A 26142-nucleotide genomic window follows, 5' to 3' on the forward strand; every position below is an offset into this window, starting at 1 on the left:
CGTGAAGATGCCGCGGTTCCCGGCCGCGATGGCGGGCGGTGGTGCTATTGCGGGGAATTCGCTCCGGGGGTGGTGCGAGGGGCGGCCCGCGAGGTGGTTTGCGGGGGCAGTGGAACGGCCGGACCGCCCGAGGGGCGGTCCGGCCGTTCCGTGTGCGGTTTCGAGCGGGGGTCCGGGCCTGCCTCAGAGCGGCGGCAGCAGGGTGGCGCCGGTCGCTGCCTGGACCTCGGCGAAGCCGACGCCGGGCGCCGTCTCCACCACCCGCAGCCCCTCCGGCGTCACGTCGACCACCGCGAGGTCGGTGACGATCCGGTCCACAACTCCCCGGCCGGTAGCCGGAAGTGACAGCCCCTCGACGATCTTCGGCGAGCCGTCGCGGGCGGTGTGCTCCATCACCACGATCAGCCGGCGGGCCCCGTGCACCAGGTCCATCGCCCCGCCCATGCCCTTGACCATCTTGCCGGGGATCATCCAGTTGGCGAGGTCCCCGGCGGCGGAGACCTGCATCGCGCCGAGCACCGAGACGTCGATCCGTCCGGCCCGGATCATGCCGAAGGAGAAGGCGGAGTCGAAGTAGGAGGCGCCGGGGGCGACCGTCACCGTCTCCTTCCCCGCGTTGATGAGGTCGGCGTGCTCGGCGCCCTCCTCCGGGTACGGGCCGACGCCGAGGATGCCGTTCTCCGAGTGGAGCACCACCTCGACGCCCGGCGGGAGGTGGTTGGGGATCAGGGTCGGCAGGCCGATGCCCAGGTTCACGTACTGGCCGTCGCGCAGCTCGCGGGCGGCGCGGGCGGCCAGGGCGTTGCGGGGGTCGAGGGCGGGGGAGGCGGCGGCGCCGGTGCCGAGGGCGGCAGCGGTGTCGGCGGCCACGGGCGTGGGGGCGGCGGTCTCGGTGGGCATCGGGTCAGGCCTCCTGGAGTGCGGGGCGGACGGTCCGGCGCTCGATGCGGCGGTCCTCGGGGTCGGCGGCCACCACCCGGTCGACGTACACCCCGGGCAGGTGCACCGCGTCCGGGGGGAGCTCGCCCGGCTCGACGATCCGGTCCGCCTCGACGAGGGTGATCCGGCCCGCCGCCGCGCAGAGCGGGTTGAAGTTGCGGGCAGCGGCGTGGAAGACGCAGTTGCCGTGCCGGTCGGCCACCTCGGCCCGGACCAGCGCGAAGTCCGCCGTGATCGCCTCCTCCAGCAGGTACCGACGGCCGCCGAACTCCCGGACCTCCTTCGGCGGGGAGGCCAGGGCCACCGAACCGTCGGCCGCGTAGCGCCAGGGCAGCCCGCCCTCCTCGACCTGGGTGCCGACCCCGGCCGGGGTGAAGAACGCCGGGATGCCGGCACCGCCCGCCCGCAAGCGCTCGGCCAGCGTGCCCTGCGGGGTCAGTTCCACCTCCAGCTCGCCGGAGAGGTACTGCCGGGCGAACTCCTTGTTCTCCCCGACGTACGAGGAGGTCATCCGGGCGATCCGGCCCGCCCGCAGCAGCAGGCCCAGCCCCCAGTCGTCCACCCCGCAGTTGTTCGAGACCACCCGCAGTCCGGTGGCACCGGAGTCCACCAGGGCGCCGATCAGCGTGCTCGGGATGCCGCAGAGACCGAAGCCGCCGACGGCCAGCACGGCTCCGTCGGGGATGTCCCCGACCGCGGCGGCGGGGGAGTCCAGGACCTTGTCCAAGGGGTCACCTCTTGAGGGAGTGGGAGGAGGGAGGAGAGGGGGAGCGGCGGGGCAAGGGGCGCGGAGGAAGGGGCGCGGAGCGAGGACGGGCCGCGGGCGTGGGGCAGGGGCGTGCGCGGCGGTGGGACGGGCGGGACGGGCGGGAGGGCCGGGCCGGCGGGCTCGGGAACGGCGCGGAGCCCGTGGCCGTACCGGGCAGGGCTGGGGTCCTGCCCGGGCGGGACCGGGTCGGGCACGCCGCTGGGGTGGCTGCCGCCGGCCGGGCTCCGCGCCCCTCCACCGTCACCGGGCAGGGGCTCCGCAGCCATGGCGACCACCGCCATGGGTCCGCACCGACCCATGGCGTCCTGCCACACCCTCGGGCAAGGGAGGCCGCGGCAGGCCGACGGTATGTGGGCTGACGCCACATCCCGGCGGGCTGATGCGTCGATCGGGCACATGTCGCCGCCCCCACCGCACACCTACGGTTCCCGCATCCACCCCGCCGCACCTCAGGAGTCGGTCACCATGCGCAGCTCGACAGCCCCCTCCAGGACCGCCTCCGGCGTTCGCCCGGGCGACTCCCTGACCGGCGGCCCGGCGCGGAAGCTCGCCGCCCTCGCGGCCTGCGTCCTGCTCGCCTCCGGCTGCGCCAAGGCCGGCACGGCCGGGACGAGCGCGGCGGACGGTGGAACGAAGGGCCCGATCAAGGTCGGCCTGGTGTACTCCAAGACCGGGCCGCTGGCCGCCTACGGCAAGCAGTACCTGGAGGGCTTCAAGGCCGGCCTGGGCTACGCGACCAAGGGCACCGGCGCGGTCGAGGGGCACAAGATCGAGTTCGAGGAGCAGGACGACGCGGGCGACCCGGCCAAGGCGGTGTCCGCCGCCAAGGACCTGATCGGCAAGGGCTACAAGGTGCTGGCAGGATCCACCGCCTCCGGGGTGGCCCTCCAGGTCGGCCCGATCGCCGCCCAGAACAAGGTGCTCTTCATCAGCGGCCCCGCCGCCGCCGACAAGGCCACCGGACTGAACACGTACACCTTCCGTTCCGGCCGCCAGTCCTACCAGGACATCAAGACCGCGGCCTCGTTCGTCGGTGACGCCAAGGGCAAGAAGGTCACCGTGCTCGCGCAGGACAACGCTTTCGGCCAGGCCAACGTGGCCGCCGTGAAGGCGCTGCTCGGTGCCGAGGGCGCGACGGTCGACCAGGTGCTCGCCCCGCCGAGCGCCACCGACCTCACCCCCTTCGCCACCCAGGCCAAGACCGCCAAGCCCTACCTGCTGTTCGTCGCCTGGGCCGGCGACACCGCCTCGGCCCTGTGGACGGCGCTCAACCAGCAGGACGTGTTCGCCGACACCAAGGTCGTGACCGGCCTCGACCTGGCCGCCTCCTACCCGCTGTTCGGCCCGGCCGGCGAGAAGATCTCCTTCCTGAACCACTACTTCGACGGCGCCGCGGGCACCCCGGTCGAGAAGGCCATGACCGAGGCCGTCACCGCCGCGGGCGGCAAGACGGACATCTTCACCCCGGACGGCTTCACCGCCGCCCAGATGATCGTGCACGCCGTCGAGTCCAACCACGGCTCCGCCGACGACACCTCGGCCCTGGTCAAGGCGCTGGAGGGCTGGAGCTTCGACGGGGTGAAGGGAAGGACCACGGTTCGCGCCGAGGACCACGCCCTGCTCCAGCCGATGTTCCAGGTGCGGCTGACCGGCACCGGCGCCGCCGCCAAGCCCTCGGTGGAGAAGACCCTGACCGCGGACGAGGCGGCACCTCCGGTCACCCCGATGGCGGGCTGATCCCCATGTCCGCCCGCACCACCTCCACCCCTGCCACGTCCTCCACGCGCTCCTCCGCGTCCTCCTCCCCGGTGCTGCGCCTGGACGGGCTCGGCTGGTCCGTCCGCGGGGTGCCGATCGTCGAGGACGTCTCCTTCTCGGTCGGCGAAGGCGAGTTCATCGCCTTCATCGGGCCCAACGGCGCCGGCAAGACCTCCCTGTTCAACCTGGTCTCGGGCATCTACCCAGCGACCCACGGCAGCCTCCACCTCGACGGCGCGGACATCACCGCCGATACGGTGCACGCCCGGGCCCGCCGCGGGCTCGGCCGCACCTTCCAGACCTCCTCCCTCTGGCCGGGGATGACCGTCGCCGACCACGTCCGCCTGGCCGCCCAGGCAGCGGCCGGACCGGGGGCCTCGTACCGGCTCTGGCGCCGCGCCGACCGCTACGAGCGGCAGCTGGCCGACACCCTGGAGCGCACCGAACTCACCCACCGCGCGGACACCCTGGCCGGCGCGCTCTCCCACGGGGAGAAGCGCAAGCTGGAGCTGGCCGTCCTGCTGGTCTCCGAGCCCCGCCTCATCCTGCTGGACGAGCCGATGGCCGGTGTCAGCGCGGAGGAGGTGCCCGCCCTCACCGAGCTGATCCGTTCCGTCCACCGGGACCTGGGCCGGACCGTCCTGATGGTCGAGCACCACATGGACGTCCTGCTCGGCCTGGCCGACCGGCTCGCGGTGATGCACCACGGCACCCTGCTCGCCCTGGACACCCCCGAGGCCGTGATGGCCGACCCGACCGTGCAACAGGCCTACCTGGGTGAGGCGTTGTGACCTCCTCTCCGCTCTCCGCCGGGCGCCCCGCTCCTTCGGGGCGTTCCGCATCCTCTCCGTCGTCCGTCGGCGGACCCCTCCTCTCCGTGCGCGATCTGCGGGTGGTCATCGACGGGCTGCACATCCTGCACGGCGTGGACCTCGATGTGGCCCCCGCCGGGGTGACCGCGCTCCTGGGCCGCAACGGCGCCGGAAAGACCACCACCGTCAAGGCCGTCATGGGCCTGGTGCCGCGCACCGGAAGCATCCGTCTCGACGGCGCCGAACTCGCCTCCCTTCCCACACATCTGGTCGTCCGCCACGGCATCGGCTACGCGCCCGAGGACCGGGGGATCTTCGCCGGCCTGACGGTCGCCGAGAACCTCCGCCTCGCCGAGCGCGCCGCCGGGAGCGGGGGCGAAGCCGGTGAGCCGAACTACGCGCTCGTCCACGAGCTCTTCCCCGAACTCAAGCAGCGCGCCGGCCAGTTGGCCGGGACGCTCTCCGGCGGTCAGCAGCAGATGGTGGCGATCGGCCGGACGCTGCTCAACCGCAACCGGTTGATCATCGCCGACGAGCCCACCAAGGGCCTGGCCCCGAAGATCGTCGCCGAGGTGGCCGACGTGCTGGCCCGCGCGGCCGAGGCCGTGCCCGTCCTGCTGGTCGAGCAGAACCTCGCCCTCGTCCGCCGACTGGCCGGCACCTGCGCCGTCCTGGCCGACGGCCGTACCGCCCACCGCGGGGACACCGCCGAGCTGTTGTCCGACGAGGAGGCCGCGCGCCGCCTGCTCGGCGTCGGCTCCCGCCACCCGCTCGCCGGCGGGCCCCGGCCCGCCGCCTCCTCCGTCCTCACCGCCGAGGTGAAGCCCTGATGGACACCGTCGTCCTCCTCTTCTGTACCGGGCTCGGTCTCGGTGCGCTGTACTTCCTGGTCGCCTCCGGTCTGTCGCTGATCTTCGGTCTGATGGACGTGCTCAACTTCGCGCACGGCGCCCTGCTCTCCATCGGCGCCTACGCCACCTGGTGGGCCGGTGTCGAGGCCGGCTTCTCCTTCTGGCTCGCGGTGCCGTTCGGCACCCTGGTCGGAACGGCCGCCGCCGTCCTGTTGGAGCTCTTCCTGATCCGGCCGCTCTACAGCCGACCCCGCGACCAGATCCTCGCCACCGTCGGGGTCGGGCTCGCCGTGCCCGCCCTGCTGATGGGGATCTGGGGCGCGGACTCCCGCCCCTTCCCCCAGCCGGAGCTGCTGTCCGGCACCTGGCACGTGCTCGGTGCGACCGTCCCGGTCAACCGGTTCGTGCTGGTGGCCGCCGCCGCACTGTTGCTGCTCGCTCTTCGGTTGTTCCTCGCCCGCACCCGCTACGGGCTGATCGTCCGGGCGGGCGTCGAGGACCGGGCGATGGTCACGGCGCTCGGCATCGACGTCCGGAAGGCGTTCACCCTCGTCTTCGCCCTCGGCGGGGCGGCCGCCGCCCTCGGTGGCGCCCTCGGCGGCCTCTACTTCGGTTCGGTCAATCCCGGCCAGGGGACCGGCCTGCTCATCTTCGCCTTCGTCGTCGTGGTGATGGGCGGCATGGGCTCCGTGACCGGAGCCGCCGTCGCCTCCGTGGGCGTCGGCCTCGTCCAGCAGTTCGCCAACTACTACACCGGCGCCGGGCTCGGCGACCTCTCGGTCGTCGTCCTGCTCGCCGTGCTGCTTCTCGTCCGACCCCGTGGACTCACCGGGAGGCTCGCGTGAGCGCCGAAACACCGATCACGAGCACCGGTGGCCCCGGGGCCGACCGCAGCGCCGTCCGTCCGGCAGGGGGGACCGACACCAGCCCCGCCGACACCGCCACTGTGGCAAGGGGGACTGACACCGGCCTTGCCGAGACCCATGGTGAACACAGGACCGAGTCCGGCATCATCCCTCGAACAGGTGATTCGGTCACCAATCGCCGGACAGGCGTGCACAGAGCGCTACGCTGGTGGCCGATCGCCCTGCTGATCACGCTCCTTGTCGCCCCGTACAGTGCGCTTCCCGTCCCGGGACTGCTCGACGGCCCGCTCGGCAGCCCGGGAAGCCTCCAACTGCTCGCCCTGTGCCTGCTCTACGGGGCGCTCGCCACCGGCTACGACCTCCTGCTCGGCCGGACCGGACTGCTCTCCTTCGGCCACGCGCTCTACTTCGCGACCGGCCTCTACGCCACCGACCTCGGCATGCTGGAGCTCCGGCTGCCGTTCGCCGCCGCCGCGGTGTTCGGCGTCGCCTGCTCCGTACTGCTGGCCCTGCTGCTCGGCTCGGTCAGCCTGCGGGTCACCGGCATCGGCTTCTCCATGGTCACCCTCGCCTTCGCCCAGGCCGGCTCGATCCTCGTCCAGCGCAACCCCGGCGGCGTCACCGGCGGCGAGGAGGGCCGGTCCGCCCCGGCCGACCTGCTGCCCTCCGGCCTGCTCGGGATCGAGAACACCGCCAACCTCTACTGGATCGCCGTCGGCTACCTGGTGCTGACGCTCGCCGCGGTCCACTGGGCCGTCAGGTCGCCGATCGGCCGGGTCTGGGAGGGCATCAAGGAGAACGAGCGCCGGGTCGAGGTACTCGGACTGCGGCCCTACGGCTACAAGTTGGTCGCCTTCGTGCTGGCTGGCGGGCTCGCCGGGCTGGGCGGGGTGGTCTACCTGCTGCTGACCGGCGGCGCCACCCCGCAGGCCGCCACCTCGGACGCCACGCTCGCGCTCCTGGTCATGGTCGTCCTCGGCGGCTCCGGCACCCGCTGGGGGCCGTTGCTCGGCGGTGTCCTGTACACCTGGGCGAGCCACCGGCTCGGCGACCTCGCCAACTCGTCGACCGTCGCCGACCTGCCGGCCCTGCTGCGCGTGCCGCTCTCCCAACCCCTGTTCCTGCTGGGCGCCCTGTTCGTCGCCGTGGTCTACCTGCTGCCCGGCGGCCTGGCTAGACTGCCTGCCCGCATCCGATCCGCCCGGTCCGCCCGCTCCGCTCCGGCGACGGCCGGGCTCGGCACCGCCCACCCCACCGGAGGTACCCCCGCGTGAGCCAGTCGCCGCTGAAGCCCGAGGAGTCGACCGTCCCCGTGCCCGGTGGGGACCTGGCCGTCCTGCGCTGGCCCGCCGACGACCCGCGGGCCCCGACGATCGTGGCGGTGCACGGCATCACCGCCAACGGCCTCGCCTGGTACGAGGTCGCCCGCCGGCTCGCCGGCCGGGCCACCCTGCTCGCGCCCGACCTGCGGGGCCGCGGCGCCAGCCGCTCGGTCGCCGGACCGTACGGGCTGGCCCGGCACGCCGACGACGTGGCCGCGCTGATCGGCACGCTCGGATCGGGGCCCGTCACGGTGGTCGGCCACTCGATGGGGGCCTGGGTCACCGCCCTGGCCGCCGTCCGGCACCCCGACCTGGTCCGCCGCGTCCTGCTGGTCGACGGAGCGGTGACCTTCCCGCTGCCGCCGGGCATCCGCGAGGAGGACGCCCTGGCCGCGGTGCTCGGCCCCGCACTGGCCCGGCTGTCCACGACCTTCCCGGACCGGGGCGCCTACCGGGAGTTCTGGCGCGGGCACCCCGCCTTCGCCGGTGAGTGGACCGAGGGGATCGACGCCTACACCCAGCGCGACCTCGTCGGCACGGAGCCCGAACTGCGCTCCTCCTGCGTGCTGGAGGCCGTGCAGACCGACGGCGCCCAGGTCCTGCTGGACGAGGACGCGGCCGCCGCCGTCCACCGGCTGCCCTGTCCGGCCGACCTGCTCTGGGCCGAGCGCGGCCTGCTCGACGAGCCGCAGGGCCTCTACGACCACGAGCGGATCGCACTGGCCGGGCTGGACCCGGAGCGGGTGCCCGCCTCGCCGGTGCCGGACACCAACCACTACTCGATCCTCTGGGGCGAGGCCGGGGCGGAGCGCATCGCCCGCCTCCTGCTCGCGGACGTCCCCGCCGCCGGATAGCCGGCCGCCTCGGACGGTCGGCCGCCTCGGGCCGACCCGGAACGACGCACCGGCCGACGGGGCCCGAACCCCCGTCGGCCGGTACCGGTGCCGTATCCGCCGTCCGTGTCCGCGCCGGTGTCCCGCCCCGGCGCCGGGCGGGTCAGCCCGCCGTGCCGAGGAAGCTCTCCCAGCCGCCCGCCGGCGCCTGGCCGACGTTGAGCGAGCGCAGCTTGCGCACGGTGGACTGGTCCTGCACCTCCAGCCACTCGACCAGCTGCTTGAAGGAGACCAGCCGGACATCGGGCTTGCCCGCGATGCTCTTGAGGGTCTCCTCGACGGCGTCCATGTAGATGCCGCCGTTCCACTGCTCGAAGTGGTTGCCGATGAAGAACGGCGCGCGGTTGCTGTTGTACGCCCGCTCGAAGCCCGCGAGGTAGGAGTTGGCGGCCTGGGTGCGCCACTCGCCGTACATGGCGGGGTCGCCCTTGGTGCTGCCCTTGGACTGGTTGGCCAGGATGTTGTAGTCCATCGACAGGACCTGGAAGTTGTGCCCGGGAAAGGGGATGGACTGCAGCGGGAAGTCCCAGACCTTGCCGTCCTGCACCTTCTGCGGCCATATCTGCAGCCCGCCCGAGGAACTGGCGTCGTACTTCCAGCCCAGCTTGGCGATGGTCGGCAGCAGCGCCTTCTGGCCCTCCAGACAGGGGGTGCGGCCGCCGATGAGTTCCTTCTTGTAGTCGAAGGGGAGCGGGTCGACGTCGGTGAAGCCGGTGTTGGTCCGCCACTGGGTGACGAAGCCGATCGCCTGGTCGATCTCGCTCTGCCAGTCCTCGGGGGTCCACATGTTGACCCCGTTCTTGTCCGGACGGCTGGAGCAGAAGTGCCCGTTGAAGTGGGTGCCGATCTCGTGCCCGGCCAGCCAGGCCTGGCTGATGAGCTTGAGCGTGCTCTTCACCGCGCCGTCCGACAGGTACGGGATGTCGGAGGCGCCGACCGAGTGCTTCGGCGGGTGGTAGAGGTCGGCCTTGCCCTTGGGCAGGGCGTAGATGCCGGAGAGGAAGAAGGTCATCGTGGCCTTGTACTGCTCCGCCAGCTTCAGGAAGCGGGGGAACTGGCCGTCCTCGGTGCCGCCGGCGCCGTCCCAGGAGAAGACCACGAACTGGGGCGGGCGCTCGCCCGGCTTGAGCTTCTCGGGCTTGGGCTGGTTCGGCTGGGGGCCGGTGTCCGCGTTGGAACCGTCGCCGATCGGGGTGCCCTTGGGCACCACCGCCTGGGTGGGGTCGCCGGTCCCGGCCGGGTTGGTGCTCGCGCCGCCGGGACCGGGGGAGGTGGTGCCCCGGCCCGAACCGGACCCGCCGCTGGAGCAGGCCGTGACCGCGCCGAGGGCAGCGGTCGCGGCGGTCGCACTGAGCACCGTCCTGCGCGAGATGTTGGTCATCGTCTCCCCTGGATGCCGATACCGGTGGTGAGGGCGGCCCGCAGCCGCACCGGTCAAATCGGGCAATTTGATGAGTATTCCGCCGTTAGCATGTCATGTCGCCGCAGTAGCCACCAAGGTCGCCGAGCGCTGACGACTCTGAACACGCCGGGCGCATCCGGCTGGGCTGCGGGGATGCGCCGACTGTTGCCGTCCTGTGACGCTTCCCGCCCCGTGCGGCCCGGTCAGTACGGTACCGCCGGGCCGCCCGCCGCCCGGCGGAGTTCGTCAGCGTTCGGCCGGGTTGGTCGCCCTTTTGGGGAAACTTTTGCCCCGTGCTGCCCCTGGCGGCCGGAGGCCCGCCAGGGGAACCGCCCGTCAGGTGTACGGACCCCCGGAGCGGGCCGTACGGAGGGGGGTGGTCGGGGCGGGTCGGTCCGGTCACCCCGGGTGCGTCACCGGGGTCGGCCGGTCGGCCGGGCGTGAGCGGCGGGAGGGCCGTCAGAGCGCGGCGAGCCGCCGGGTGCGCCGCACCATGCGCGCGATCGCGGTGCTGATGGCGGTCGCCGCCACGCAGGAGACCGCCAGGCTCAGCCAGGCCGTGTCGAACCAGTGGCTGTTCAGCCAGCCCAGCGTCACGATGTAGGCGGCCCAGACCAGCGCCGCCAGCGCGGACCAGTGTAGGAACCGGTGCGGGTGGGCGGGGGAGTGGCCGATCGCCAGGTCGAGGACGGTCCGCCCGGCCGGGACGAACCGCGCGATTACCACCATCGCGGCGGCCGCCCCGTGGGGGCGTTCGATCAGGGCCTCCTGGACCCTGGTCACGCTGGCGGCGAGTTTCGGACGCCGGGCGAGCCGGCGGTGCAGCACCGGGGCGCCGCGCCGGGCCAGGTTGAGCAGCAGGAGGTCGCCCAGGAAGGAGGCCACCGCCACGCCCAGTCCGAGCAGTACGGGCGCACCGTTGATCTGCGCGGTCTTGAGCACGGCCAGGATGACCAGCGTTCCGCTGGGGATGAACGGAAGGAGGGCGTCCCCGAGCACGGCGACGAGCGCCAGCGCGCAGATCCACGAGGATCCGATCGCGGCCACGAAGTTCAAGGCCCTTTACTCCCTCCACGCCTCCCGGGGGAGCAGGTGGCTCAGAGGTCAACGCTAGCGCCTCGACTTTTCATGGCATGAAGCACCCCGGTATGGCATCGGTCACGGCCGCTGATTCCGGCCGCGTCGGACAACGGCGAATCGCGCGTCCGGGCCGGTCAGGGCGGGGGTGCCCGGGTGGCGGAGGGCCGCCGGAACCCGAACGAGCCCCCGGGGCGGGGTGCCGCGCCGAGGGCTCGCAGTGATCGTCCGGTGCTGGTCCAGCCCGACGATCTTGCTGGTGGAGTGCGGATCCCGTTCCGGCGACCCGCTCCGGGCCCAGCCTGCCGGACACCGGGCCCCTGCCGCGAGTACCCGCGTTGGCGACTTCCGGCGCTGGCGGGAAGTCGCCAACCGTGTTCGGCCGCTGGCTCTCCGTCAGCCGGGCCGCCAACCGGACTTCCGTGCGAAATGGCCGAAACCCGTCCGGACCGTGGCCGGACGACACCCCGGGAACGGGAACAGCGAGCCCCCGGCCGGGGTTGACCCCGGTCGGCGACAGAGACCGGCGGGCCACCCGGGCCCGCGCGGTCGCCCACGACGGCCGGCTCGAGACGGCCGGCTCAAGGACGACAGCCAGGAGGGCGGACGGAATGACCACCGAGGACCAGCAGGAGCAGGGGACCGAGCCGCCGGCCGGCACGGCGATCAGGGGCGTCGCCCGTGGAACGGCACCCGCGCCGCTCTCGATCCTCGACCTGGCCACCGTCGGCGTCGGCCACACGCCCGCCGAGGCCCTCGCCGCCACCACCGAACTGGCCCGCAAGGCCGAGCAGTGGGGCTACCACCGCTTCTGGGTGGCCGAGCACCACGGCATGCCCGGGGTGGCCAGCTCCACCCCCGCCGTCCTGATCGCCCACCTCGGGGCCCACACCACGACGCTGCGGCTCGGCTCCGGCGGCGTCATGCTCCCCAACCACGCGCCGCTGGCCATCGCCGAACAGTTCGGCCTGCTGGAGGCCCTGCACCCCGGGCGGATCGACCTCGGGCTCGGCCGGGCCCCCGGCACCGACCCGGCCACCGCCCGGGCCCTGCGCCGCGGGCTCACCGAAGGCGCGGACGACTTCCCGCAGCAGCTCGCCGAGCTGACCCACTTCCTGGACGGCGACTTCCCGGACGGCCACCCCTACGCCCGGTTGACCGCCGTCCCCAAGGGCGAGGGCCGCCCGCCCGTCTGGCTGCTCGGCTCCTCCGGCTTCAGCGCCCAGCTGGCGGGCCGCCTCGGCCTCCCGTTCGCCTTCGCCCACCACTTCAGCAGCGCCAACACCGTCCCGGCGCTGGACCTCTACCGGTCGTCCTTCCGCCCGTCGGCCGTGCTCGCCGAGCCGTACGCGCTGATCGGAGTCAGTGCGGTCGCCGCCGACGACGAGCCCTCCGCCCGGCGCCTCGCCCGCTCCGCGGCCCTCGGCATGCTCCGCCTGCGGCGTGGCAACCCCGGCCCGATCCCGACCCCGGAGGAGGCCGAGCAGTACCCGTACAGCCCGGCCGAGGAGGACTTCATCGACAGCTGGCTCGACAACGTCGTGCTCGGCGAGCCGGGCCGGGTCGCCGACGGGCTGGAGGCGCTGCGCAAGCGGACCGGCGTGGACGAGCTGATGGTCACCTCGCACATCCACGGGCACGAGGCCCGGCTCCGCTCGTACGGCCTGATCGCCGAGGCGTACGGCCTGACGGCGACGGTCTGACGGGGGTGCGCTGACGACGGTGCCTTGACAGCACTGCCCCGGCGGCCCGGGTGCGACCGGCCGCCGGGGGCCTTCCGGGTGGCGGGCCCGTCCCTGGTTAGCCCCGCTCCGCGGCTAACGGCCGTCCAGGGAGGGGCGGCCCTCGCGGAGTATGGCGGCGACCAGCTCGGCCTCGCCCGGGCGGGCGAAGTACCAGCCCTGGGCGGTGTCGCAGCCGGTCAGCCGCAGGCGCTCGGCCTGGGCGGCGCTCTCGATGCCCTCGGCGGTGACGGTCAGGCCGAGGGTGTGGGCGAGCTGCACCATCGCGCCGACGATCTGCTCGTCCGCGTCGCTGCGGCGGGAGCCGAGCTCGGGGCGGCCGGGGCGGTCCGTCGGGGCGGGCTCGCGGAAGCCCTCGATGAAGGTGCCGTCGAGCTTGAGCACGTGGACCGGCAGCCGGGAGAGGTAGGCCAGGTTGGAGTAGCCGGTGCCGAAGTCGTCGATCGCGATCCGCACGCCCATGTCGGCGAGCGCCTGGAGCGCCTGGAGGGGGCGGCCGCCGGGGCCGAGCAGGGCGCTCTCGGTGATCTCCAGCTGGAGGAGCCGGGCCGGCAGGCCGGTGCGTTCGAGGGCCCGCGCGACGTCGGCGACGATGTCGGAGTCCCAGATCTGGCGGGCGGCCAGGTTGACGCTCACGAAGGTCTCGGTCTCGGGGAACTCGGCGAGCCACTGCCGGGCCTGGCGGCAGGACTCCTCCAGCACCCAGGTGCCGAGCGGCACGATCGCGCCGGTCTCCTCGGCGAGCGGGATGAAGCGGTCCGGGGAGAGCGTCCCGTAGCGGGGGTGGCGCCAGCGGACCAGCGCCTCCGCGCCGTGCACGGTGCCGTCGGCCAGGCCGACCAGCGGCTGGTACTCGATCGTGAACTCTCCGCGCTCCAGGGCCGGGCGCAGCGAGGTGGCGAGCAGTTGCCGGGTGAGCTGGTGGGCGCCGCGGTCGGGGTCGTAGAGGGTCCAGCGGGCGCGGCCGTCGGCCTTGGACCAGTAGAGGGTGGCGTCGGCGTCCTTGACCAGGTCGGTAGGGGTGGTCTCGTGCACGGACCGCTCGACCACGCCCACGCTGGCGGTGATCACCAGCCGGTGCCCGGCGACGTCGAAGGGACGTTCCAGCGCCTCCAGGATCCGGGCGGCCAGCTCGGTCAGCTGCTCGCTGCCCCGGCTGTCGGTGACCAGGACGGCGAACTCGTCGCCGCCCATCCGGGCCACCAGGTGGGTGTCGCGCCTGTCGAACCCCCGCCGCAGCCGGGTGGCGACGGCGATCAGCAGCTGGTCGCCGATGTGGTGGCCGAGCGCCTCGTTGATCGCGGCGAAGCCGTCGAGGTCCAGGTAGCAGACCCCGACCCGGCGTTCGTCCGGGGTCTCGGCCGTAGCCTCACGCCGGTCGACCGGCGTGAGGCAGGCGGCGTCGAGCCGGTCGAAGAAGTAGGCCCGGTTGGGCAGCCGGGTCAGCGGGTCGTGCAGGGCCTGGTACTCCAGCCGGTCGCCGAGGCGGCGCTGCTCGGTGATGTCCTCGACCAGCGCGAGGGTGTAGAGGGGATCCCCGGCGCCGTCCCGGATCAGCGAGACGGTGACCTTGCTCCAGACGGTGTGGCCCTCGCGGTGCTTGAGCTGTTTCTCCACGCGGAACCGTTCCCGCTCCCCGCGGACGAGCTCGGAGAAGAGCCGGTCCGGCATGCCCTCCGGGTCGATGATCCGGTGCAGGTGGGTGCGGACCAGTTCGCCGACGCTCCGTCCGATCAGGTTGGCGAAGGCGGGGTTGACCTCGATGATCCGGTCCTCGGCGTCGATCAGGGCCATGCCGATGACGGCGTCGCAGAAGGCGGCCCGGAACCGGGACTCGCTGGCCCGCAGTGCCGCCAGCAGCCGGTCGGCGCCGAGGCCCTCCCGGGTGCCGTCGGTGAGTGCCCGGTCCCGGGGGGCGTCGCCGGTGAGCGGGGCCGCGCAGGTGGGGCAGAACAGCAGCTCCGGCTCCGCCAGCGTTCCGCAGGTGCCGAGGGCGGTGGTGGTTCCCGAGGCGGGGCCGGCGCCGGATCCGCCCAGGGGCCCGACGGCCGTACCGACGGCCGATCCGACGGTGGGCCCGACGGAGGGTTCCAGGAGCGGCGAGGCGAGGTGGCGGTGGCGCGGTGACTCCTCGTGCCGCACGCCCGGGTGGTGTGCGTCGGCCCCCTCGTTCTGGCCCGGCACGGCATGCTCCCGTCCGCTGCTGACGCTTGACGATGGTCCGGCCGGCCGGTCGGGATCCGGCGGTCGGCTCCGCACTCTGTCGTGGTCATCGGAGTCGGTCCGCTGCGGGGCCGCCCGTCGTGGGGCGCCGGCGCGTGGAGACCCGCCTGAAGGACAGGGCGCTGCGGCCGATCATAGGCCGCGACGGCAACACGCGGTGACCGCCGCCAGGGTGATTCGCCCGCTTTGTGATCATGAATGGCGATACGTGCAGACGCCCCCGGTGCACATCACATGATGTGCGCCAGGGGCGCGTGCGCCGAAGCCGCGCCCCTGGGCGCCGGTCGCGCGCCGGAAGCGGAGCGGGCCGGGAGCCGGTCCGGAGCCGACGCCGGAAGGACTCGGGAGGAGCGCGGAGAAAGGAGGAGGGAGAAGGAGGAGGGAGGCTCAGGCCAGCGAGGCGGAGAGGGTGATGGTGGTGCCGGTCAGGGCCTGGCTGACCGGGCAGTTGGCCTTGGCGTCCTCGGCGGCCTTCACGAAGCCGGCCTCGTCCAGCCCGGGGACGACGCCGACGACGGTCAGGTGGATGCCGGTGATGCCCGTGCCGGGCTGGAAGGTCACGTCGGCCTTGGTGTCCAGCTTGGTGGGCGGGGTGCCGGCGCCGGTGAGGCCGTGCGAGAGGGCCATCGAGAAGCACGCCGAGTGGGCGCCGGCGATGAGCTCCTCCGGGCTGGTCCTGCCGTTGGCCTGTTCGGCGCGGGACGGCCAGGACACCGGGTACGTGCCGATGCCGGACGATTCGAAGGTCACCTCTCCCTTCCCGTCGAGGAGGTTGCCCTCCCACGCGGTGGTGGCGGTGCGGGTGGTTGCCACGGTCGGTTCCTCCAGTGCTGAGGGAGTGTTCGAGCGGTCACTTCCGGTCATGCACGGCCCAGCCTACGGGCAGCGCCCTCCCGCTCCGGCGCGTCACGCCGGGGAGGTCGGACGGGTGCGCGGCGCCGGTGGACAGGTGCCGGCCCGCTGTCCGGATCGTGGACGGTTCCGTCCGGCGGTGCGGGGCCGGAGCGGGGGCCCTGTTAGATTTGCCCGGGCCCGAGCCCGGCCGCCGTGCGGTCGGGCGCCCACTCCAGACACCGGGAGCCGCCCCGATGACGGACCACTCCACGACCCCCGACACCGGCCTGACCGAGGGGATCGACGACGCCGTACGGGCCGAGCTGACCAGCCTGCGCGAGAGCATCGACAACATCGACGCCGCGGTGGTCCACATGCTGGCCGAGCGCTTCAAGGCGACCCAGCGGGTCGGCCGGCTCAAGGCCGCCCACAAGCTGCCGCCGGCCGACCCGGCGCGCGAGCGGGACCAGATCAAGCGGCTGCGGGAGCTGGCGGCCGGAGCCAAGCTGGACCCGGTCTTCGCGGAGAAGTTCCTGAACTTCATCATCGCCGAGGTCATCCGCCACCACGAGGCCATCGCCCGCGCCTGACCGGGCCCGGCAGCACGGGCCGGGAACCATGAAGCCCGGCAGCACGGGCCGGGAACCTCTGGCCCGGCACCGGGACACCCGGTGTTGTCGGCGGCGGCTAAATGACCGATTTCGTCAGGCTCCACGGTTGGCGTAGCGTGCAGGTTTCCCCAGCCGGAGAGGTGGAGCAGCGACGATGGCGGTGAACCTGCCCGAGACGTCCAGCGGAGCCGGAGCCCCCGGCGGGCCCGCGTCGAACGCCCACGGGGTGTCCGGAGGCCGCGGCGGGGACCGTCGCCGGGCGCGCGGTCCGCGCGGCCGGGCGAACCGCCGCTCGGGCCGGCGTCCCCGGCCGTGGTGGATCGAGCTGCCGGTGATGGCGGCGGTCGGCCTGGTGGTCGCCCTGCTGATCAAGACCTGCCTGTTCCAGGTGTTCACCATCCCGTCCGGCTCGATGGAGAACACCCTGCGGATCGGCGACCGGGTCGGCGTGAACAAGCTGGCGCCGCTGACCGGCTGGGAGCCGGAGCCGGGGCAGCCGGTGGTGTTCAAGGACCCGGGCGGATGGCTGCCGCCGCAGCCCACCGACCCGAACCCCGTCACCAACGCCGTGAGCTCGGTGCTCAGCTTCGTCGGCCTGGTGCCGCCGAAGGACGACAACTACCTGGTCAAGCGGGTCATCGCGACCGGTGGTCAGACCGTGCAGTGCCAGGGCACCACGCTGACCGTGGACGGGCGGAAGGTCGACGAGCCGTACCTGCACCCCGGGGACGACTCCTGTGCCGGGCTGGACTTCGGGCCGGTGAAGGTGCCCGCGGGCCACGTCTGGGTCGAGGGCGACCACCGCAGCGACTCCGCGGACTCCCGCTACCACCAGCACGGCCCGGGTGGCGGCGCCGTGCCGGTGGACAACGTGGTGGGCCCGGTGTCGGCCGTCGTGTGGCCGCTCAGTCACCTCGACTGGTTCGGCTGGACCGGCCGCTGACCCCGCGCTCGGCGGCCACCCGCTCGGCGGCCCCCTGAGCGGAGCCGCCGGCGGAGCCGACCGGCACCGCTTCCGCCTCCGCGGGCTTGCTCGCCTGAGCGGCGAAGGCCCCGGTCAGTACCAGCAGGCCGCCCGCGATCTGCGGCAGCCCGAGGTGTTCGCCGAGCAGCACCCAGGCCGTCACGGTGGCCACCACCGCTTCCAGGTTGGCGACCACGCCGGCGATCGGCGGCGAGAGGTAGCCGACCGAGATCACCCCGGTCAGGTAGGCGAGCACGGTCGCGATCAGCACCATCCAGGCGGCCGGGAGGAACGCGGGCAGGGTGTGCCCGTTCATCACCACCGACCCGCCGAGCTTGCCCCAGTCGGCCTGCCACGGCCGGGTGAGGGCGGTGAGCAGTACCGCGCCGACGAGCAGCCCGAACGCGCTGACCGCGAGCGGGTCGACCGGGCGGTCACCGTGCCGGCCGGCGTCGGCGAGCACGAAGTAGCCGACCTGGCAGAGGGCGGCGCCGAGGGCGAACAGCACGCCGAGCGCGTCGAAGCTCAGACCGTTCCAGACCTCGACCACGCAGGCCAGCCCGGCCACCGCCACGCCGGCGCCGATGGCCGCGCCGCGGGTGATCGGTTTGCGCTGGACGAACTTGACGTAGCCGATCAGCAGGGGCGGCCCGAGGTACTCGATGAGCAGGGCGACGCCGACCGGTATGCGGGAGATCGCCGCGAAGTAGCAGGCCTGGACGCCCGCGACGGCGAGCAGCCCGAAGCCGAGCAGCAGGCCGGGGCGGCGCAGGACGGCGTCCCGGTGCCGGTAGGCGACCGGGAGGAGCGCGACCGCCGCTCCGGTGACGCGGAGCCACACCACGTGCAGCGGGGAGAGTCCGGCCTCTATCAGCGGCTTGGCCGCGGTGCCGGAGCCGCCGAAGGCGATGGCGGAGACCAGCGCGAGGCCGAGGCCGAGGGTTCTGCCCGAGGGGACGGAGGGCGAGGCCGTTGATCTGTGCACGGCCGCATTGTGACAGTCATACCGATGATCGGGTAAGGCGCCATTCCGTCATTCGGTCCTGCCTCCACCTGTGCGTAGTGGCGCACTCAACCGAGCCCGTGCGGCCCCGGTTCCGCGCACCCGGTTCCGCGCACCCGGGTCCCGAGGCGCGGAGGCCCGGAAGGCCCGAGAGCCCGGGGCCTCGAAGGCCCCGGGCTCCACCGGCGTCGTCCGTCAGCCCCCGGACCCGGACGAGGCGCCCGCCCCGGCGACCGCGTCCGTCCCGCCCGTGGACGGGGTGGTCGGCTGCGAGGTCGGGGGCGCGGTCGGCTGGGTGGTCGGCGTCGGCCTGGAGGTGGGCCGGGTCGGCCGGGTGGGCTGGGTGGTCGGCTGGCTGGTCGGCGGAGCCGTCGGCGTGGTGGCCGTTCCGCCGTCACCGCCGCCCGCCGAGGTCGAGCCGTTGCCCGGGGTCGTGGTGGGGCCGGTGCTCGGAGCGTCGGTCGGAGCGCTCGTCGACGGGGCGCTGCTCGGGGTGCTCGGGGCGGTCGGCAGGTCGGTGGCGCCCGAGGAGTCGCCGCCGGCCGGGGTCGGGAAGTCGCTGACCGACTGGCCCTTGAGCGCGGCCTTCATGTAGCTGGTCCAGATCTGGGCCGGGAACTGACCGCCGGCCGCGCCGTCGATGCCGCCGACGCCGCTCAGGCTGACCTGGGAGCCGTTGCCCGGGTCCTGGCCGAACAACGCGACCGAGGTGACCAGCTCGGGGGTGTAGCCCACGAACCAGACGGACTTCTGGTCGTCGGTGGTGCCGGTCTTGCCCGCCGCCGGGCGGCCGAGCGCCTTCGCGCGCCAGCCGGTGCCGCCCGGGTCGCTCACCACGCCCTGGAGCATCGAGGTGACCTGGTTGGCGGTGTCCTCGCTGATCGCCTGGGTGGTCTTGTGGGCGGGCAGCGCGACGTTCTCGCCCTCGCGGTCCACCGACTGCACCAGCCACGGGGTGATCTGCTTGCCGCCGTTGTCCAGCGTGGCGTACACGCCGGCCATGTCGAGCACGCTCGGGGTGGCCGCGCCCAGCGGGATGGACGGCACCGGGTCGAGGCCCGGGGTGTTGCCGGGCAGGCCCAGCGCGACGGCGGTGTCCTTGACCTTCTGGAGCCCGGTGTCCTGCGCGAGCTGCGCGAACGCCGAGTTGACCGACCAGTCGGTGGCCTGCTGGAGGCTGATCTGGCCGTAGCTCTTGTCGCCCTCGTTCGGCGGCGCGTACGGGGTGCCCTTGCCGCCGCGGACCTTCCGGCCGCTGGTGCCGTCGTAGACCGTGCGCGGGGTGACGGTGCGCCCCTCCTGGGTCTTGGCGTTGTTCTCGAAGGCGGCGGCCAGCGCGATCGCCTTGAAGGTCGAGCCCGCCTGGTAGTCGCGCCGGGTGGCGTTGTCGACGTAGTGCTTCACGTAGTCGACGCCGCCGTACAGGGCGACGACCGCGCCGGTCTTCGGGTCCACCGAGGCGGCGCCGGCCTGGGCGGCCGCGTCCTTCTTCCGCTTGTCCGGGTTCAGGTTGTCGTGCAGCTGGGCCTGGACGGAGTCCTGGAGGGCCTGCTGGCGGGCCGGGTCGATGGTCAGCTTGATCGTGTAGCCGCCCTTGGCCAGCTCGGTCTCGTTGATCACGCCGCTGGAGGTGAGGTACTTGGTGGCCGCGTCGACCAGGTAGCCGGCCTGGCCGGACAGGCCCGGGTTGGGCTGCGGGTCCCGGACGTCCGGGAAGGCGGTCTTCGCCCGCTCGTCCGCGGAGAGCCAGCCCTCCTTGACCATGCCGTCGAGCACGTAGTTCCAGCGGTTGACGGCGTTCTGCTTGCCGGCCGCGGTCGCGGTGGCGACGTCGTAGGCGCTCGGGGCGTTCAGCAGGGTGGCCAGGTAGGCGCCCTGGGCGGGGTCGAGGGCGGAGGCGTCGACGCCGAAGTACGCCTGGGCGGCGGCCTGGATGCCGTAGGCGCCGCGGCCGTAGTAGGAGGTGTTCAGGTAGCCGGAGAGGATGTCGTCCTTGCTCTCGGTGGCGTCCACCTTGATGGCGATGAACAGTTCCTTCACCTTGCGGGTGATCGACTGCTTCTGGTTCAGGTACGTGTTCTTCACGTACTGCTGGGTGATGGTGGAACCGCCCTGGGTGCCCTGGCCCTTGGCGGTGTTGATCGCGGCCCGGGCCAGGCCCTGGACGTTGACCGCGCCCTCGTTGTAGAAGTTCCGGTCCTCGGCGGCCAGCGCGGCGTGCTGGGCGGCGGGGGAGACCTTGTCCAGGGCGACGTTCTGCCGGTTGGTCTGGCCGGTGCGGGTGAGCACCGAACCGTCCGAGTAGAGCCAGGTGTTGCTCTGGGCCGTCGCGGCGGCGTGCGCGTCCGGCACCTTCACCAGGAACACCCCGAGCACGAACAGGCCGATGCCGAGCAGCAGCGCCGAGCCGAAGCCGAGCAGGGTCATCCGCCAGGTGGGTATCAGCCGTCGCCAGCCGGTGCGCTTCGGACGGCGCGGCTTCCTGCCGCCGGACCCGCCGGCGGAGCCGGTCGAGCCGGTGGAACGCTTGAACCGCTTGACCGGGCGGAGGCCGATCGACGGCGTGCGACGGCCGCCCTGGGCGTTTCTGGACAAAGCGCGGCCTTTCCTGCGGGCGCACCTGGGCAGCCTGCACGGACGGGGACATCGGCGGTTGGGGACCTTTGTCCCGATTCCGGTTCTACTGCCCTGGACGAGCAGAACGGGCCGGATGGCTCCGGCGGATCGCCAATCGAGACCGACATCACACGCAAAACGGACGTCGGAGGCCAAAAAATCGGGGAGCCCCTCGCTGCTGCGAGAGGCTCCCCAACTGTCTGTGCGCCGCCAGGGACTCGAACCCCGGACCCGCTGATTAAGAGTCAGCTGCTCTAACCAACTGAGCTAGCGGCGCCTGCTGACCTGGAAAACAATACACGCTCCCGAGGGGTGCCTCGAACCGGCCTGGACCGCCCGGGCGGCCACCGCCCGATCCGCCCCTTTCCTTCCGGTTGGTCTGGAGTTCGCCGCTGGTTAGGGTGGAACGGTGCCCAGCCCCCAGCCAGGACGCCGCGCCGCGCCGACGGCGGTCGCCACCCTGCTGCTGCTCAGCGCCGTGGCGTACACCGCCTGGGTGCTGGAGGTCGTGCTGAGCACCGGACTCGACCCGGTGCAGGCGTACATCAGCGAACTCGCCGCCGAGGACCAGCCGCTGGGCGGCCTGTTCCGGGCCACCGACCTGGTCGCCGGGCTCTGCCTCCTCGCCGCCGCCGGTACCGCGCTCGCCACCGGGCGGGCCGGGGCCTCCCGGCGGCACCGCTGGGCGCTGGCCGGCTGGTCCGCGCTGGCCCTGTTCGGCGCCGCCACCGCGGCCGACTCCCGGCTGCCGCTCAGCTGCGCGCCCACCAGCGACGAGATGTGCGCCGCCCGGGAGACCGCCGGGCTCGTCCCCGCCACCCACACCGCGCACGCCGTCACCAGCAGCCTCGCCATGGCCGGGGCGCTCACCGCGCTGGTCTCGCTCACCGTCGCCGCCCGGCGCCACCGCTGGTGGCCGCCGGTGCGCCGGTTCGGTCCCTGGCTGTTGGGCGCCGAGCTGCTCGCCACCGGCTGGAGCCTCGCCTCGATCGCCGCCTTCCAGGCCGGGCACGGGACCTGGGCGCTCGGGGCCGGACAGCGGCTCCAGGTGCTGCTGGTCGCGCTCTGGCTCGGCCTGCTGGCGCTGGGCATCGCCCGCTCCGCCCGCACGGACGGGCCCGACGGACCGGACGGGACGGCCGAGGATCCGGTGGACCGGCACCGCCCGGCCGCGCCGCTCCCGGGGCGGCGGCCGGCATGAGCACCCCCGGACCGGACACCGCCGGCCGGGCGCGCTTCCTGCGCGTCGACGGCGTCCCGCTGCACGTCCGCACCGAGGGCAGCGGCCCGCTCTGCCTGCTCTCCGGCGGCCTCGGCAGCAGCTGGTTCGACTGGGACCTGGTCGTCCCCTTCCTCACCCCGTACCGCACCGTGGTCCGCTTCGACCGGCCCGGCTACGGGCTGAGCGCCGCCGAGCCGGCGACCGGCAGCCCGGCACCGACCGCGGCCGGCGAGGCCGCGCGGATCCGGGCGGTGCTGGACGGCCTCGGACTGCGGGAGCCCTGCACCGTGGTCGGACACTCGCTCGCGGGCTTCCACGCCGAGGCGTTCGCCCGGCTGCACCCCGAGCGGACCGCCGGCCTGGTGCTGGTGGACGGCAGCGTGGAGCGGGCGGCCCGGCCGTACCCGGCACCCGCCGCGCGCGATCTGGCGGCCCGGGCGGTGGCCGGCGCCGCCACCGCCCTCGCCGTGCCCTACCTGCTGGGCCCGACCGCCCGCCGGGCCACGGCCCGGATGTCCACCGTCCGCCGCGAGGACCTCGCCCCGGCGCCCCTGGTCCGGCACTGCTACCGCACCGGGCGGGCCCTGCGCGCGCTGCTGCGGGAGAACGGCCGCTACCTCGACACGGCCGCCGAAGTGGACGAGCTGCGGCGCACCCGGCCGCTGGCCGAGGACCTGCCGATCACCGTGCTGGCCGCGGACGACGGCTGCCGGACCCGCCGCACCGAGGACTGGCTGGCCCGGCAGCGGGAGCTGGCGGCGCTGCTCGGGGCGGACTTCCGCACCACCGCCCCGGCCGGGCACCTGGTGATGTTCGACCGCCCGGACGCGGTGGCCTCGGCCGTGCTCGACACCCACTGAGGCCGAGCCGAGGTGCCGAGGCGGCCTCGGAGGCGTTCACGAGGAGGCGGCCCACCCGGGCCGGAAACGCCTCAGGCCGCCCACCAGAGTGGACGGCCTGAGACCTTGCCATGTGCGCCGCCAGGGACTCGAACCCCGGACCCGCTGATTAAGAGTCAGCTGCTCTAACCAACTGAGCTAGCGGCGCTTGCTGACGTCGAAGACTCTACACGGCGCCGACCGGATCCACCGAATCGTGTTCGAGTGATCACTCTTCGTGTCCGGCTCCGCTCTCCGGGTGGTGGCAGGCCGCCTGGTGGTCCGCCTCCCGCGCGCCGCCGAGCAGGGCCGGCCGCTCCTGCTCGCAGCGGGCCCGGTCGGCCGCGGCGGTGAGCCCGGCGTAGCGCGGGCAGCGGCCGCGGAAGACGCAGCCGGCGCGGCGTTCGGTGGGCGGGGGAGGGTCGCCGGCCAGCAGGACGCGGTCGCGGGCGCGCTCGGCGGTGGGGTCGGGCAGCGGGACGGCGGAGAGCAGGGCGCGGGTGTACGGGTGGCGGGGGCGGTCGAAGACGGCGGAGACCTCGCCCTGCTCGACCGTCCGGCCGAGGTACATCACGCTGACCCGGTCGGCGAGGTGCCGGATCACCGAGAGGTCGTGCGAGACGAACAGGTAGGACAGGCCCAGTTCGGCCTTGAGCGACTGGAGCAGGTTGAGCACCCCGGCCTGGATGGAGACGTCCAGGGCGGAGACGGGTTCGTCCAGCACCAGCAGGCCGGGCCGGACGGCGAGGGCCCGGGCGATCGAGACGCGCTGGCGCTGGCCGCCGGAGAACTGGTGCGGGTAGCGGACGGCGTGCTCCGGGTCGAGGCCGACCTGGCGCAGCAGCTCGGGCACCCGGCGGGCGATCTCCTCGCGCGGGGCGCGCTGGGCGAGCAGCGGTTCGGCCACGATGTCGCCGATCGGCATCCTGGGGTCGAGGCCGGCCATCGGGTCCTGGAAGACGATCTGCACCCGGGCGCGGAGCCGGTGCGCCTCGGCCCGGGTGAGGGTGGAGGTGTCCCGGCCGAACAGTTCGATGCGTCCGCTCTGGGGGGCGCCGAGCCGCAGCAGTTCGAACAGCGTGGTGGACTTGCCGGAGCCGGACTCCCCGACCAGGCCGAGGGTCTCGCCCTCCCGCAGGTCCAGGTCGACGCCGTCCACCGCGTACACCTCGCCGACCTTGCGCTTGAACACCGTGCCCTTGAGGAGCGGGAACGTTTTTCCCAGGTCGCTCACGGACAGCACCGGCGTCCGGGCGGAGCGGTCGCCGGGTCCGGCGGCGGTGGGCAGCTCCGGGACGGGGTAGACCTCGGCCGGCGCGGGCCGCCGCTCGGCGAGCTCCGCCGACCGCACGCACGCCGACAGGTGGCCGGTGGCACCGTCGACGCCGCCGACGTCGTCCGGGGCGGCCTCCAGGGCGGGTTCCGCCGCGGAGCAGCGCTCCTCCGCCAGCGGGCAGCGCGCCGCGAACGGGCAGCCCGGGGGCAGCTCGGCCATCGGTGCCGGGGTGCCGGGGATCGGCACGAGCGGACCGCCGCGTCCGTCCAGCCGGGGCAGGGCGCCGATCAGGCCCAGCGAGTACGGGTGGCGGGGGGCCGCGAACAGCTCGTCCACCCCGGCCGTCTCGACCACCCGTCCGGCGTACATCACCGCGACCCGGTCGGCCGCACCGGCGATCACCCCGAGGTCGTGGCTGACCAGGACGAGCGCCGCGCCGGTCTCCCGCTGGGCGGTGCGCAGCACGTCCAGCACCTGGGCCTGGATGGTGACGTCGAGCGCGGTGGTGGGTTCGTCGGCGAGCAGGACGTCCGGTTCGTTGGCGACCGCCATGGCGATCATCGCGCGTTGGCGCATGCCGCCGGAGAACTCGTGCGGGAAGCTGTCCAGGGCCCGGTCGGGCGCCGGGATGCCGACCAGGTCGAGGAGTTCGGCGGCCCGGCGGCGGGCGGCGGCCCGGTCCACCCGCTGGTGGACGCGGACCGCCTCGGCGATCTGGTCGCCGATCCGGTAGACCGGGGTGAAGGCGGACAGCGGGTCCTGGAAGACCATGGCGATCCGGCGGCCGCGGATCGCGGCGAGCTCCCGGCCCGGCAGGCCGACCAGTTCGCGCCCGTCCAGCCGCACCGAGCCGCTGACGCTCGCCGTGCGGGGCAGCAGGCCGAGCACGGACAGCGCGGTGACGGACTTTCCGGAGCCGGACTCGCCGACGATGCCGAGGGTCTCGCCGCGCCGCAGGGTGAGGTCCACCCCGCGGACGGCGGGGACCGGGCCGTCGGGCCCGGCGAAGTCCACCCGCAGGTCCCGGACGGCGAGCAGCGGGGTTTCGACGGTGGTGGTCACGGGTGCTTCCTACGGCCGGCGGGGCTGGGGCTGCTGACGGAACGGCTGGTACGGCGGGTGCGACGGGAACCGCGGGTGCGGCGGGACCGGCGGGGCGCGGCCCCCGAGGTGGGGTCGAGGGCGTCGCGCAGCCCGTCCCCGATCAGGTTGACGGCGAGGACGAACAGCACCAGCAGCCCGGCGGCGAAGTAGAACAGCCAGGGGAACACCGGGGCCTCGCCGGTCCCGGCGGCGAGCAGGGTGCCGAGCGAGACGTCCGGCGGCTTGACCCCGAAGCCGAAGTAGGAGAGCGCGGTCTCGCTCATCACGGCGCCGCCGACCGCGATGGTGGCGTCGATGATGAGGAAGGAGGCGACGTTCGGCAGGATGTGCCGGCTGATGATCCGCAGCGGCCGCACCCCCATGAACCGTGCGGCGCGGACGAATTCGCGTTCGCGCAGGGAGATGGTCATCGAGCGGACCACCCGGGCGGTGATCATCCAGTTGAACAGGGCGAGCAGCAGGACGAAGGCGATCCAGCCGGCGCCCTTCAGCCGGGCGGAGACGATGGTGATGATCAGGAACGCGGGGAAGACCAGCAGCAGGTCGACCAGGAACATCAGCGCCCGGTCGGTCCAGCCGCCGAAGTAGCCGGCGCAGGCGCCGACCACGGAGGCCAGCACGGTGGAGAACAGTGCCACCAGCAGGCCGATGACCAGCGACTTCTGCAGGCCGCGGACGGTCTGCGCGAAGACGTCCTGGCCGACCCCGTTGGTGCCGAACAGGTGCTCGGCGGAGGGGGGCTGGTGCAGCGCGGAGAAGTCGGGGGCGGCGTAGTCCCAGCGCGTCAGGTACGGCCCGCCGAAGGCGAGCGCGAACAGCAGCAGCACCAGGACGGCGCCGACCACGGCCCCGCGGGCGGCGAGCAGCCGGGAGAGGACGAGCCGGCCGCGGCCGGCGGCCCGGGGCGGTCCGGCGGGTGCGGAGGGTTCGGCGGGGCCGGCCGGTTCGACCGGTTCGGCGGTGGTGGCGGTGGTGGTCAT

General features: G+C 73.8%; 21 protein-coding genes and 2 tRNA genes. 11 read left to right on the forward strand and 12 right to left on the reverse strand.

The window, feature by feature from the left end:
• Positions 1-183: 183 nt before the first annotated feature.
• Together ACWD4P_RS18525 and ACWD4P_RS18530 are read right to left on the reverse strand one after the other, a co-directional pair.
• Positions 184-900 (reverse strand): 3-oxoacid CoA-transferase subunit B, encoded by a 717-nt coding sequence (locus ACWD4P_RS18525; protein ID WP_359817850.1) that lies wholly within the window; start codon positions 898-900, stop codon positions 184-186.
• Between the two features lie 4 nt (positions 901-904).
• The gene (locus ACWD4P_RS18530; RefSeq protein WP_449780274.1) at positions 905-1666 is read right to left on the reverse strand and encodes a CoA transferase subunit A; all 762 of its coding nucleotides are present in this window, start codon (positions 1664-1666) and stop codon (positions 905-907) included.
• Positions 1667-2173: 507 nt separating this feature from the next.
• Here ACWD4P_RS18530 and ACWD4P_RS18535 point away from each other — a divergent pair.
• The 6 genes from ACWD4P_RS18535 (at position 2174) to ACWD4P_RS18560 (ending at position 8171) form a co-directional block, all read left to right on the forward strand.
• Positions 2174-3445, forward strand: a complete 1272-nt coding sequence (locus tag ACWD4P_RS18535) for a substrate-binding domain-containing protein (protein ID WP_449780275.1) — start codon at positions 2174-2176, stop codon at positions 3443-3445.
• A gap of 5 nt (positions 3446-3450) precedes the next feature.
• A complete protein-coding gene (locus ACWD4P_RS18540; RefSeq protein WP_449780276.1) occupies positions 3451-4257 on the forward strand; it encodes an ABC transporter ATP-binding protein in 807 nt (268 codons plus the stop codon).
• A gap of 86 nt (positions 4258-4343) precedes the next feature.
• On the forward strand, positions 4344-5108 hold the full coding sequence (locus tag ACWD4P_RS18545; protein ID WP_449780277.1) for an ABC transporter ATP-binding protein: 765 nt from the start codon (positions 4344-4346) through the stop codon (positions 5106-5108).
• Positions 5108-5974: a branched-chain amino acid ABC transporter permease gene (locus ACWD4P_RS18550; protein WP_359817840.1), complete on the forward strand. Its 867-nt coding sequence runs from the start codon at positions 5108-5110 to the stop codon at positions 5972-5974. The genes ACWD4P_RS18545 and ACWD4P_RS18550 overlap by 1 nt, the downstream gene beginning before the upstream one ends.
• 164 nt (positions 5975-6138) lie before the next feature.
• Positions 6139-7269, forward strand: coding sequence for a branched-chain amino acid ABC transporter permease (locus tag ACWD4P_RS18555; RefSeq protein ID WP_449780298.1), 1131 nt, complete (start codon positions 6139-6141; stop codon positions 7267-7269).
• Positions 7266-8171, forward strand: coding sequence for an alpha/beta fold hydrolase (locus ACWD4P_RS18560; RefSeq protein WP_449780278.1), 906 nt, complete (start codon positions 7266-7268; stop codon positions 8169-8171). Before ACWD4P_RS18555 ends, ACWD4P_RS18560 begins: the two co-directional genes overlap by 4 nt.
• A gap of 142 nt (positions 8172-8313) precedes the next feature.
• Here ACWD4P_RS18560 and ACWD4P_RS18565 read toward each other — a convergent pair whose 3' ends face one another.
• Entirely contained in the window at positions 8314-9591 is a 1278-nt protein-coding gene (locus ACWD4P_RS18565) for a polysaccharide deacetylase family protein (RefSeq protein WP_359817834.1), read from the reverse strand.
• Between the two features lie 480 nt (positions 9592-10071).
• On the reverse strand, positions 10072-10659 hold the full coding sequence (locus ACWD4P_RS18570) for a DedA family protein (protein WP_359817886.1): 588 nt from the start codon (positions 10657-10659) through the stop codon (positions 10072-10074).
• A 641-nt stretch (positions 10660-11300) separates the two neighbouring features.
• Between ACWD4P_RS18570 and ACWD4P_RS18575 the strand changes: the two genes are divergently transcribed.
• Entirely contained in the window at positions 11301-12392 is a 1092-nt protein-coding gene (locus tag ACWD4P_RS18575; protein WP_449780279.1) for an LLM class flavin-dependent oxidoreductase, read from the forward strand.
• 114 nt (positions 12393-12506) lie between these two features.
• Here ACWD4P_RS18575 and ACWD4P_RS18580 read toward each other — a convergent pair whose 3' ends face one another.
• Positions 12507-14615, reverse strand: a complete 2109-nt coding sequence (locus ACWD4P_RS18580) for a putative bifunctional diguanylate cyclase/phosphodiesterase (protein WP_449780280.1) — start codon at positions 14613-14615, stop codon at positions 12507-12509.
• A gap of 426 nt (positions 14616-15041) precedes the next feature.
• Positions 15042-15467 carry an OsmC family protein gene (locus ACWD4P_RS18585; protein ID WP_359817828.1) on the reverse strand — a complete coding sequence of 142 codons (426 nt, stop codon included), beginning with the start codon at positions 15465-15467 and terminating at the stop codon, positions 15042-15044.
• A gap of 275 nt (positions 15468-15742) precedes the next feature.
• Between ACWD4P_RS18585 and ACWD4P_RS18590 the strand changes: the two genes are divergently transcribed.
• Together ACWD4P_RS18590 and lepB are read left to right on the forward strand one after the other, a co-directional pair.
• Positions 15743-16078, forward strand: coding sequence for a chorismate mutase (locus ACWD4P_RS18590; RefSeq protein WP_359817827.1), 336 nt, complete (start codon positions 15743-15745; stop codon positions 16076-16078).
• 175 nt (positions 16079-16253) lie between these two features.
• On the forward strand, positions 16254-17042 hold the full coding sequence (gene lepB, locus ACWD4P_RS18595) for a signal peptidase I (protein WP_359817825.1): 789 nt from the start codon (positions 16254-16256) through the stop codon (positions 17040-17042).
• On the opposite strand, the gene ACWD4P_RS18600 is transcribed toward lepB, so the two are convergent.
• The 3 genes from ACWD4P_RS18600 to ACWD4P_RS18610 all read right to left on the reverse strand — a co-directional run bounded on the left by ACWD4P_RS18600 (position 17005) and on the right by ACWD4P_RS18610 (position 20959).
• Positions 17005-18048, reverse strand: a complete 1044-nt coding sequence (locus tag ACWD4P_RS18600) for an EamA family transporter (RefSeq protein WP_449780281.1) — start codon at positions 18046-18048, stop codon at positions 17005-17007. The genes lepB and ACWD4P_RS18600 overlap by 38 nt on opposite strands.
• Positions 18049-18261: 213 nt before the next feature.
• Complete coding sequence (locus tag ACWD4P_RS18605) at positions 18262-20661, reverse strand: transglycosylase domain-containing protein (RefSeq protein WP_449780282.1); 2400 nt, start codon at positions 20659-20661, stop codon at positions 18262-18264.
• Between the two features lie 224 nt (positions 20662-20885).
• Positions 20886-20959: transfer RNA gene (locus tag ACWD4P_RS18610), tRNA-Lys, on the reverse strand.
• A 132-nt stretch (positions 20960-21091) separates the two neighbouring features.
• On the opposite strand from ACWD4P_RS18610, the gene ACWD4P_RS18615 reads away from it, so the two are divergent.
• Both ACWD4P_RS18615 and ACWD4P_RS18620 read left to right on the forward strand, forming a co-directional pair.
• Positions 21092-21883, forward strand: a complete 792-nt coding sequence (locus ACWD4P_RS18615; protein WP_449780283.1) for a DUF998 domain-containing protein — start codon at positions 21092-21094, stop codon at positions 21881-21883.
• A complete protein-coding gene (locus tag ACWD4P_RS18620; protein ID WP_449780284.1) occupies positions 21880-22764 on the forward strand; it encodes an alpha/beta fold hydrolase in 885 nt (294 codons plus the stop codon). Before ACWD4P_RS18615 ends, ACWD4P_RS18620 begins: the two co-directional genes overlap by 4 nt.
• A 113-nt stretch (positions 22765-22877) precedes the next feature.
• Here the strand turns inward: ACWD4P_RS18620 and ACWD4P_RS18625 are convergent.
• The 3 genes from ACWD4P_RS18625 to ACWD4P_RS18635 form a co-directional block, all read right to left on the reverse strand.
• Positions 22878-22951: transfer RNA gene (locus tag ACWD4P_RS18625), tRNA-Lys, on the reverse strand.
• Positions 22952-23011: 60 nt separating this feature from the next.
• Positions 23012-25120, reverse strand: a complete 2109-nt coding sequence (locus tag ACWD4P_RS18630) for an ABC transporter ATP-binding protein (protein ID WP_449780285.1) — start codon at positions 25118-25120, stop codon at positions 23012-23014.
• On the reverse strand, positions 25117-26142 hold the full coding sequence (locus tag ACWD4P_RS18635; RefSeq protein WP_449780286.1) for an ABC transporter permease: 1026 nt from the start codon (positions 26140-26142) through the stop codon (positions 25117-25119). Before ACWD4P_RS18635 ends, ACWD4P_RS18630 begins: the two co-directional genes overlap by 4 nt.

It is taken from the genome of Kitasatospora sp. NPDC002543 (assembly GCF_053594915.1).